Below are 10118 nucleotides of genomic sequence, written 5' to 3' on the forward strand. Positions count from 1 at the left end.
ATGCCGCGCAGCCCGAACTTGCTCGCGCTGTACGCCGAATGCCAGGGTAATGCGACGAGCCCGGCCGCCGACGACACGTTGACGATGTGCCCGCCTGCGCCGGCCGCGACCATCCGGGGCACGAACGCCTCGATGACGTGGATCGGTCCCATCAGGTTGATGTCGACCATCGACTTCCAGTGCTGGTGCGTCAGCGTGGAGACGGTGCCCCACGCCGAAACCCCCGCGATGTTCATCACGATGTCCATCGCCGGGTGGCGGGAGTGGATGTCGTCGGCGAACGCGACCACCGCGTCGTAGTCGGAGACGTCGAGCGCTCGGTACTCGGCGACTTCGGCGCCCAGTGAACGCGCGTCGGCGACCGTCTTCTCCAGCCCCTCGGCGTCGCGGTCTGTCAGATAGAGCTCGGCGCCCTCGGCAGCCAGTTTCAGCGCGGTCGCGCGGCCGATGCCGCTGGCGGCCCCGGTCAGAAAGCAACGCTTGTTCGCAAACCCGGTGTGCGCCATGGCGGTGAGAATACTGACCCTAGGCGTCGCGCTGGTCGGACGGCTTCATGTGCCCCCAGAACGCCGCCACCCACAGGCGCTCGAGGGTGTCGACGGCGCGGCCGGGGTCGATGCCGCGGCCGACGAAGGTGCTGTCGTGGGTCAGCGTCATCGTCGTTGTCGCTGCCAGCGTGCGAACCAGCGCGGGAAGATCGTCGGAGATCGGGCGCGCGTCGGCGTCGCTCTCGAGCAGCGCGATCAGCTTGTCGATGATGCCGTCGTAGAAGTCGTCCATCATCTCGCGGATCTTCGCGTCGGTGTTGCGCGCCACCGCGCAGGCCGTGAGCACCGGGTCGTCGTTGGCGTACACCGCCGCGGCACTGCCCACCATCCGTTTGGCGAACGCCTCCGGCGTCTCCCCCGGCTCGCGGGGCGCGAAGTGGTGGGTGAGGCTGTCGAGCATCTCGCCGGCGCCGGCGAGGATCTCCGCGAGGACGGCGTATTTGGAGTCGAAGTAGAAGTAGAAGCCCGAGCGTGCGACGCCGGCCCGTTCGCTGATGGCGCTGACGGACAGGTCGGCGAACGGCTGTTCCTGCACCAGGTCGCGCACCGCGTTGATGATCGCGTCGCGCTGCCGATCACCGCGGCTGCGACGCGTTTGCGATGCTGGTTGGGCGCTCATCGCCCTAGACCTTCGCACCGCGACGCGCCAAAACAAAACTTGACATGCGTCAAGTCTGCCATCCAGGATGGGGATGAGAGTGACAACGGCCACATTCCTTTGCACCAGGAGCGTGTGAATGACCGCGACCATCAGTACCACCGACTACCTGCTGGATCAGGCGAAGCGGCGGTTCACCCCGTCGTTCAACAACTTCCCCGGCATGGGAATTGTGGAACGCAAGCTGCTCGACACCGACTTTCCGCAGAAGCCGATGGCGACGCCGCCCGCAGGCAGCGGCCTCAAGCCGGTGATCGGCGACGCGGGTTTGCCGGTTCTCGGCCACATGATCGAGATGTTCCGCGGCGGGCCCGACTACCTGCTGCACGTCTACCGCAAGTACGGCCCGCTCTACTACGCAGACTCCCCGGCGCTGCCCGCCGTCGCGGCACTCGGGCCCGACGCCGCACAGGCCGTCTACTCGAACCGCAACAAGGACTTCTCCCAGCAGGGCTGGGTGCCGGTGATCGGCCCGTTCTTCCACCGCGGCCTGATGCTCCTGGACTTCGAGGAGCACATGTTCCACCGCCGGATCATGCAGGAGGCGTTCGTCCGCTCCCGACTGGTCGGCTACACCGAGCAGGTCGACAAGGTGGTCTCGCAGGTCATCGCCAACGACTGGGTCCCCAACGACGGCCGTTTCCTGATGTATCCGGCGATGAAAGAGCTGACCCTCGACATCGCGTCCATGGTGTTCATGGGCCACGAGCCCGGCTCCGACAAGGAGCTGGTCACAAAGGTGAACAAGGCCTTCACCACGACGACCCGCGCCGGCAACGCGATCATCCGCACACCGGTTCCTCCGTTCACCTGGTGGCGCGGCATGCAGGCCCGCAAGCTGCTGGAGAACTACTTCGAGGAGCGGGTCCGGGAACGCCGCACCAAAGAGGGCAACGACCTGCTGACCGTGCTGTGCCACACCGAAGACGAGGACGGCAACAAGTTCTCCGACGAGGACATCGTCAACCACATGATCTTCTTGATGATGGCCGCGCACGACACGTCGACCTCGACGGCGACGACCATGATCTACCACCTGGCCAAGCATCCCGAGTGGCAGGACCGATGCCGCGACGAGTCCGACCGCCTCGGCGACGGCCCCGTCGACATCGAGTCGCTGGAGAAGCTGGAGTCGCTGGACCTGGTGATGAACGAGTCGATCCGCCTCGTCACGCCGGTGCAGTGGGCCATGCGCCAGACCGTGCGCGACACCGAGCTACTGGGTTACTACCTGCCGAAGGGCACCAACGTCATCGCCTACCCGGGGATGAACCACCGCCTCGAGGAGCTCTACCCCGAGCCGATGAAGTTCGACCCGCTGCGGTTCACCGAGCCGCGCAACGAGCACAAGCAGCACCGCTACGCGTTCAGCCCGTTCGGCGGCGGCGCGCACAAGTGCATCGGCATGACCTTCGGCCAGCTGGAGGTCAAGACGATCCTGCACCGGCTGCTGCGCAAGTACCGGCTCGAACTGCCCCGCCCGGACTACACCACCGAGTGGGACTACGGCGGCATGCCGGTGCCCAAGGACGGCATGCACATCGTGCTGCGCCCGCTGCACTGACGGCTGGGTTTCAGGACGCGGCCAGCAGCCGGTTCGCGCATGCGATGACCGCGCTCAACGCCGACTGCGTCGCGTCCTCGGACAGCCCCATCGCCCACTCCGAGCGCAGGCCGTCGGAGCCCTGGATGAAGGTCGCGGTGCGTTGCCCCGCGCGCATCTGGTGAAAAGCGGTCATCTCCAACGCGATTCCGCGGTCGTAGAGCATCGAGGTCAACGCGGCCACCGGACCCGGCGCCGCGGCCGACGTCGTGCAGATGCGGTCGCCGATCGCGAGCGTCGCCTGATAGTTGCGCGCCTGGGGGCCCAGCCGGGTCGCCGGGCGGTCGCCGTCCACGCAGCTCCAGTTCCCGAGGCGCAACGGTCCCGAACTGGGCGCGTACTCGGCGAGGAACGTTTCGAAGGACATCGCGTCGGCCTCCTCGCGCAGATCACGGGGCGGCGGGGCGTCGAGATGGGCCGCGAACGCCGACGGTGCTGCGCTGGTCGCGGATTCTGGTGCGAACGAGATGGTCATGTGCCGGTCTTTTCTTCGGAAGAGAAGTGACCGACTACGTAGCGACGACCCACAGCGAGGGGTCGGTCAGGATCAGACCCCGCTGCGGGTTGCTACTACGAGTCGCCTCGGCACGCGTTCGATCGTAGACAACCGCCGACCGAGCCGCAAAGGAAAAACGCTTCGCAAACTGTCCACGGGTCGTTCGCGTTCCGGCTGTTTTTCGGACCGACGTTCTGAAAAGGTGTGTTCCTACTTCTGGAGTCCCGATGACCTGGGGGGATGACTTGCGAAACGAAGTCGGAGGCAACGGTACGAGGGTGACGTCGGCCGCCACGCTGGCGTCGGTCGGCGAACGAGTGGGCTCGTTCCGCTATTTCCGCGCGCAGGACCGCTGGGAGTGGTCGGACACGGTTGCCCAGATGCACGGCTACCCGCCCGGCGAGGCGCAGCCCAGCACGTCGCTGGTGTCGCACAAGCACCCCGACGATGCGGCCAGCGTCGCGCTGCTGATCGAGACGGTGACCGGCCTGCTCACCGCCCATCGGCGCATCGGGCGCCCCGGCGGCGAGCACAGCAATGCCTGCTGAGCGACGTATCCCACAGCGCCTCGAGTCTTCGATCGGCAGACGCTGGCCGTAACGTGAGGCCCGATGACGTGGGCCCTGTTGTTCGCCGCCGGCGTACTCGGCGGGCTCACCGGGAGCATTGCCGGGCTCGCATCGGTGGCCACCTATCCCGCGCTGCTTCTCTTCGGTCTGCCGCCGGTGACGGCCAACGTGACCAACACCGTCGCGCTGGTGTTCAACGGCATCGGATCGGTGCTGGGCTCCCGCCCCGAACTCACCGGCCAGGGCCTCTGGATCCGCCGCACCGTGCCGGTCGCGGTGCTCGGCGGCGTGGCCGGCGCCGTGCTGCTGCTCACCACGCCCGCCGAGGGTTTCGAAAGGTCGGTGCCGATCCTTCTCGGTGTCGCCTCGGTCGCGATCCTGTTGCCGCGCAGAGCTCCCGTCGACGGCCAAAGCGCGGGGCGCCGTCGCGCGATACTGGTCCTCGAGACCACCGCAGTCCTCCTGATCTGCGTCTACGGCGGCTATTTCGGCGCGGCGGCGGGTGTGCTGCTCCTCGCGCTGCTCCTGCGCACCGGCCATGCCTCGCTCGCCGAAGCCAATGCGGGCAAGAACGTGATCCTGGGTGTGGCGAACCTCGTGGCCGCCATCGTCTTCGCCCTACTGGCGCCGGTGCAGTGGGGGGCGATGCTGGTGCTGGGCCTCGGCTGCCTGATCGGCTCGCGACTCGGCCCCGTCGTCGTGCGGCATGCGCCGTCGGGACCGCTGCGCGTGGCGATTGGGGCGGCCGGGGTGGCGCTGGCCGTGAAGCTGGCCATCGACACCTACGCCTAGAGCTGAAAGGGGCTGTCGCCCTTACTCACCCGGGTACCGAGGTCGATGAGGTTCTGGGCGTTGGCGTGCAACCGCTCCCCCGCGTCGCGGCTGGCCTGTCCAATCAGGAAGCGCGACCAGGTGCCCTCGATGACGACGCCGAGCTTGAAGCAGGCCATCGCGATATACCAATCGAGGCTTGAGGTTTCGCGACCACCCGCGGCCAGATAGGCGTCGAGCAGCTCGCGGCGGCTGGCGAGCCCGCCGAGCGCGGCGAGCTCGGAACCCGCGGTGATCGTATTGGTCTCCAGCGGCCAGCAGATCAACATCCAACCCAGGTCGAGCAGCGGGTCGCCGATCGTGCACATCTCCCAGTCGACGAACGCCGCCACCTCGGGTTTGTCGCGGCGCAGCAGCACATTGCTCAGATGCGGGTCGCCGTGCAGGACACCGGGCTTGCCCTCCTGAGGCAGATTCGACGCCAACCACTCGGCGAGTTCCGTCACGCCCAGCGATGCGGGGTCGTATCGGTCGTGCCGGTAACTCTCGAGGAGCCGGAGGAACTGCGGAACCTGACGCTCCAGGAACGAGCCGGGACGTTTGAGTTCGGCGAGCGGACTGCCTTCCCACTCGACCTGTCCCAGCGCGGCCAGGCTCGCCGCGTACGACAGCCCGACCTGGTGGCGCATCGCCGGATCGCGCACGTACGCCTCGGCCATGTCGTCGCCGGGGTTGAACCCGTCGATCTCCTCCATCAGATAGAAGACCACACCGAGGACGCTGAGATCTTCGCAGCCGGCGATGAATCCGGGATGCGGGACCGGTGTGCCCGCCAGCGTTCGCAACGCCGCGATCTCACGCAACATCGTCTTGTCGCTCGTCGGCCGCGGATGCACAGGCGGCCGACGCAACACCATGGACCGGTCGTCGATCCGCAGTCGCACCACGATGTTCTGCGTCCCGCCGGTCAGCGGTTCGACGTCGCTGACCGTGGTCCCCAGACCTTGCGCGCGCACCCACTGCTGCAGCGCGGCCTGGGCGTCCTTACTCAGTGTCGGAAGTTGATGCGCGTCGTCGGGCATGCAGTCATCGTAGGATCTGCGCGTTCAGTCCAGGATGCGACGGGCGACGTTGGTGGTCACCAGGTCCAGCAACTCATCTGCCCGGCCCGCGAGGATGGTCCGGATCGCGTACAGCGAGAAGCCCTTCGCCTGCTCGGCGGTGATCGTCGGCGGTATCGACAGTTCCTGGCGCGCGGTCACCACATCCACGAGTGCGGGCCCGTCGTGGGCGAACGCGTCGGCCAGGGCCTTCTCCAGATCCGCCGGCTGCTCGACGCGTCGACCGAAGATGCCCATCGCCGTTGCGACGGCGGCGAAGTCGGGGTTGACCAGATCGGTGCCGAAGTTGACGATCCCGGCCGCCTTCATCTCCAGTTCGACGAAGTTGAGCGACGAGTTGTTGAACACCACCAGCTTGACCGGCAGCCTGTTCTGGATCAATGTGACGAGTTCGCCGAAGAGCATGGTCAGCCCGCCGTCGCCGGCGAGCGCGACGATCTGGCGGTCGCGGTTCGCGGTCTGCGCGCCGATGGCCAGTGGCAGTGCGCACGCCATCGTGCCGTGGTTGAACGACCCGATGAGCCGGCGGTGGCCGTTCATCGTCAGATAGCGCGCCGCCCACACCACCGGCGAGCCGACGTCGACGGTGAATACCGCATCGTCGGCGGACAGCCGATCGACAAGCCCCGCAACGTATTCCGGGCGGATAGGTGAGCGGTCGCGGTCGTTGACGGCCAGATCGTCCAAGCGCCGGCGGGTCTTGCGGTAGTGCTTGAGCGACCGGTCGAGGTGGTCGCGGTCGGTTTTGTTGTGCAGCAACGGTTGCAGCGCGTCTAGGGTGTCGGCGACGGTGCCGACGAGGCCGAGGTCGATCGGCACGCGGCGGCCGAGGTGGCGACCGCGAATGTCGACCTGGATGACCTTCGCGTTGTCGGGATAGAACTGCTGGTACGGAAAGTCGGTGCCCAGCATCAGCAGAACGTCGGCCTCTTTGATGGCCTTATAGCCGGACGCGAAACCGAGCAGCCCGGTCATACCGACGTCGAACGGATTGTCGTACTCGACGAACTCCTTGCCGCGCAGGGCGTGCACCACCGGTGCGTTGAGCGTGTCCGCCGCCCGGATGAGCGCGTTGTGGGCGCCTGCGACACCCGCCCCGCCGAGGATGGTCACGGCGCGCGCGTCGTTGAGGATCGCCGCCGCACGGCGCAGCGACTCGTCATCGGGCCGGACGACGGACTTGCTCGCGGTCACGGCTCGCGCATTCCAGACCGACGCGTCGGCGCGGTGGCCGAAGATCTCGCCGGGGATCACGACCACCGCGACGCTGTTCTCCTCGACCGCCGCGCGCATCGCCATCTCGATGATGCGCGGCGCCATCTCCGGCGTGCTGACCAGTTCGCAGTAGACGCTGCACTCGCGGAAAAGGTCCTGGGGATGCGTCTCCTGGAAGTAGTCCGAGCCGATCTCGGTGCGCGGGATGTGCGCGGCGATCGCGAGGACGGGCACGCGGCTGCGATGGGCGTCGAACAGCCCGTTGATGAGGTGCAGGTTTCCCGGCCCGCAGCTGCCCGCGCAGACCGCCAGCCCGCCGGTGATGGCGGCGTCGGCGGCCGCGGCGAACCCAGCGGTCTCCTCGTGGCGGACGTGTTCCCAGCTGATCTCGCCCGAGCGGCGGATCGCGTCGGTGAAGCCGTTGAGGCTGTCGCCGGGCAGGCCGTAGACGCGGCGCACACCGCTGAGCCTCAGGGTGTCGATGAGATGATCGGCGAAGGTCGCCACGCGCTCAACCCTATAGGCGATTTCGGTGCGCTACCGGTCGCTGGGCGATCGGTAGCGCACCGAAACCACACCGCTTACTTGGGGGCGAAGCGCTGTCCGGCGTCGAGGCGCAGGCACTGGCCGTTGAGCATCGGGTTCTCGACGATCGCGGCGACCAGCTTCGCGTACTCCTCCGGCTTGCCGAGCCGCTTGGGGAACGCCGCATCCTTGGTCAGCGCCTTGGCGAATTCGTCGGGGATGCCCTCGGTCAGGCCGGTGGCGAACAGGCTCGGCGCGATCGCGAGCGCCCGGATGCCCAGGCTGCCCATATCGCGAGCCATGGTCAGGCACATCCCGGCGATGGCGGCCTTCGACGCGGTGTAGGCGACCTGCCCGATCTGGCCCTCGAACGCGGCGATCGAGGCGGTGTTGATGATGACCCCGCGCTCCTCCTGCTCGTCGTCGACGAGGTCCTGCTGGCTCATCTGCCAACCGGCCAACCGGCTGATGTTGAACGTGCCGATCAGGTTGAGGTCGACGCACCTGCGGAACGTGTCGAGGCTGTGCGGGCCGTCCTTCTTGACGGTGCGCTCGGCGGCGCCGCCGCCGGCGGTCGTCACGATGATGTGCAGCGCGCCGAGCTTGTCGATCGCCTGCTGCAGCACCTTCTCCGTGCCCTCGAAGTCGGTGACGTCCACCTCGAAGAAGGAGCCGCCGATTGCGTCGGCAACGTCCTTGCCCTTGGACTGCGGACGGTCCAGAACCGCCACGTCAGCGCCGCGTTGAGCCAGCAACTCGGCCGTCGCCTTGCCGAAGCCGGAGGCTCCGCCGACGATGATGGCCTTCTTGCCAGAAATCTCCACCTGGGTCTCCCCTTTCCAAAAAGAGCTCGATTCGTAAAGCAACCTAGCTGACGTCATCGTTCGGTAAGCCCTTCGGGTCGCCAACGTGAGTACTTTGAGCGGCATGACGTCGCGCAGCACGAAGGCGATGGGCGGAATCGCCGCGGCGGCCGTCGCGCTGGGCGTGACCCAACTTCTCGCGGTCGTGGTCGGGCCGCGGGCCGACTCCCGCACCGCGGTGGGGTCGGCGGTCATCGACATGACGCCGGGCCCGGTCAAGGAGTGGGCCATCCAGACGTTCGGCATGGCCGACAAACTCGTGCTGTCGATTCTCGTGCTCGCGGTGATCGCCGTCGTGGCCGCCGCCACCGCGGCACTCGAGACGCGGCGAGCTCCGATCGGTAGCGCCGCGATCGTCGCGGCCGGTGTCGTGGGTTGCGCGGCGGTCCTCTCACGCGCGGGGGCGACCTTCGTCGACATCCTGCCGACGGTGGTGGGCACCGTGTGCGGCGTGGCGGTGCTGCGACTGCTGACCTCGGGGCGGTTCACCGACGCTGCGAACGTGGGCGCCGCGCACGTCGACGACGGACCGGATCCCGGCCGACGACTGTCGTTGATCACGCTGGGCTTCCTCGGGGCCGGTGCGCTGGCCGGTGTCGGCGGCGTGGTGCTCTCGCGCCTGACCACCTCGGTGTCGGGTGACCGCAACGCCTTCGCGCTGCCGCCCATCGACGTCGCCGCTCCCCCGGTGCCGTCGGCGGTGCAGCCGAAAGGCGTTGCGCTGCCGTCGTTCGTCACCAGCAACGCCGACTTCTACCGGATCGACACCGCGCTGAGCGTGCCGCAGTTGAGCCGGGAGAACTGGCAGCTGCGCATCCACGGCATGGTCGACCGCGAAATCACCTTGCGCTTCGACGATCTCGACCGCTTCGATGTGGTCGAGAAGCTGGTGACGCTCACCTGCGTGTCAAACCCCGTCGGTGGCGATCTCATCGGCAACGCCGCGTGGACGGGCTATCGCGTGCGAGACCTGTTGGCAGAAGCCGAGGTTCACCCCGATGCCGACATGGTGCTGTCCATGTCGGTCGACGGGTTCACCGCGGGCACCCCGGTCGACGCACTCACCGACGACCGCGGCGCGCTGCTGGCCGTCGGCATGAACGGCGAACCGCTTCCGACCAACCACGGCTATCCGGTCCGCCTCGTTGTGCCGGGGTTGTACGGGTATGTGTCGGCGACGAAATGGGTTGTCGACCTTGAAGTCACGCGCTTCGACCGCGCCGAGGCCTACTGGACGCGGCTGGGGTGGTCCCCGCGCGGCCCGATCAAGACCGAGTCCCGCATCGATGTGCCGCGCAGCGGTCAGGACGTGCCCCGCGGGCCGGTGACGTTCGGCGGTGTCGCGTGGGCGCAGATCTGCGGGGTCCGCAACGTCGAGGTGCGCATCGACGGGCCCGACGGGCAGGGCGACTGGCAGCGCGCCGAACTCGGCGCCGCCTACTCCAACGACACCTGGCGACTGTGGAGCTTCCCGTGGCAGGCCGCTCAGCCGGGACGGCACACCATCACGGTGCGGGCCACCGACAACAGCGGCGCGGTGCAGACCGCCGACCTCGCCGACCCCATTCCCGACGGCGCCACGGGCTGGCACAGCGTCGACTTCCAGGTCACCTAGTTTTTCTCTGGACCGCGAGCATTGCTCCTATGTCAAGCCGCGGTGGGTTGGTTCGTGTGGTGGCGTGTTTGTTCGTCGGCGTGTAGGCGGTTGTAGACGACTCGTGCCAGGCGTCGTTTGAGGCAGCGCAGGGC

At 67.7% G+C, this 10118-nt stretch carries 10 protein-coding genes; 4 read left to right on the plus strand and 6 right to left on the minus strand.

Annotated features, from left to right (window positions below; translation table 11 throughout):
- Both A5698_RS09970 and A5698_RS09975 read right to left on the minus strand, forming a co-directional pair.
- Positions 1 to 506 (minus strand): SDR family oxidoreductase (locus tag A5698_RS09970; protein WP_068295937.1); only part of this gene is annotated, 506 nt, incomplete at its 3' end.
- 19 nt (positions 507 to 525) lie between these two features.
- On the minus strand, positions 526 to 1167 hold the full coding sequence (locus A5698_RS09975; protein ID WP_068295939.1) for a TetR/AcrR family transcriptional regulator: 642 nt from the start codon (positions 1165 to 1167) through the stop codon (positions 526 to 528).
- 118 nt (positions 1168 to 1285) lie between these two features.
- Here A5698_RS09975 and A5698_RS09980 point away from each other — a divergent pair, with 118 nt between their 5' ends.
- On the plus strand, positions 1286 to 2770 hold the full coding sequence (locus tag A5698_RS09980; RefSeq protein ID WP_068295940.1) for a cytochrome P450: 1485 nt from the start codon (positions 1286 to 1288) through the stop codon (positions 2768 to 2770).
- A gap of 10 nt (positions 2771 to 2780) precedes the next feature.
- Here A5698_RS09980 and A5698_RS09985 read toward each other — a convergent pair whose 3' ends face one another.
- Complete coding sequence (locus A5698_RS09985; protein ID WP_068295941.1) at positions 2781 to 3284, minus strand: 2-isopropylmalate synthase; 504 nt, start codon at positions 3282 to 3284, stop codon at positions 2781 to 2783.
- A 299-nt stretch (positions 3285 to 3583) separates the two neighbouring features.
- Here A5698_RS09985 and A5698_RS09990 point away from each other — a divergent pair, with 299 nt between their 5' ends.
- Positions 3584 to 3853 carry a hypothetical protein gene (locus A5698_RS09990; RefSeq protein WP_502688901.1) on the plus strand — a complete coding sequence of 90 codons (270 nt, stop codon included), beginning with the start codon at positions 3584 to 3586 and terminating at the stop codon, positions 3851 to 3853.
- Between the two features lie 63 nt (positions 3854 to 3916).
- Positions 3917 to 4666 carry a sulfite exporter TauE/SafE family protein gene (locus A5698_RS09995; RefSeq protein ID WP_068295948.1) on the plus strand — a complete coding sequence of 250 codons (750 nt, stop codon included), beginning with the start codon at positions 3917 to 3919 and terminating at the stop codon, positions 4664 to 4666.
- On the opposite strand, the gene A5698_RS10000 is transcribed toward A5698_RS09995, so the two are convergent.
- The 3 genes from A5698_RS10000 to A5698_RS10010 form a co-directional block, all read right to left on the minus strand.
- Entirely contained in the window at positions 4663 to 5727 is a 1065-nt protein-coding gene (locus A5698_RS10000; RefSeq protein WP_068295950.1) for a phosphotransferase family protein, read from the minus strand. The two genes, A5698_RS09995 and A5698_RS10000, sit on opposite strands and share 4 nt — an antisense overlap.
- A gap of 24 nt (positions 5728 to 5751) precedes the next feature.
- On the minus strand, positions 5752 to 7488 hold the full coding sequence (poxB, locus tag A5698_RS10005; RefSeq protein ID WP_068295952.1) for a ubiquinone-dependent pyruvate dehydrogenase: 1737 nt from the start codon (positions 7486 to 7488) through the stop codon (positions 5752 to 5754).
- Positions 7489 to 7562: 74 nt separating this feature from the next.
- Positions 7563 to 8330, minus strand: a complete 768-nt coding sequence (locus A5698_RS10010; RefSeq protein ID WP_068295954.1) for an SDR family NAD(P)-dependent oxidoreductase — start codon at positions 8328 to 8330, stop codon at positions 7563 to 7565.
- A 103-nt stretch (positions 8331 to 8433) separates the two neighbouring features.
- On the opposite strand from A5698_RS10010, the gene A5698_RS10015 reads away from it, so the two are divergent.
- Positions 8434 to 9984 (plus strand): molybdopterin-dependent oxidoreductase, encoded by a 1551-nt coding sequence (locus A5698_RS10015; RefSeq protein ID WP_068295957.1) that lies wholly within the window; start codon positions 8434 to 8436, stop codon positions 9982 to 9984.
- Positions 9985 to 10118: the final 134 nt, after the last annotated feature.

The sequence above is a fragment of the Mycobacterium sp. E136 genome, from assembly GCF_001666865.1.
Lineage (GTDB): Bacteria > Actinomycetota > Actinomycetes > Mycobacteriales > Mycobacteriaceae > Mycobacterium.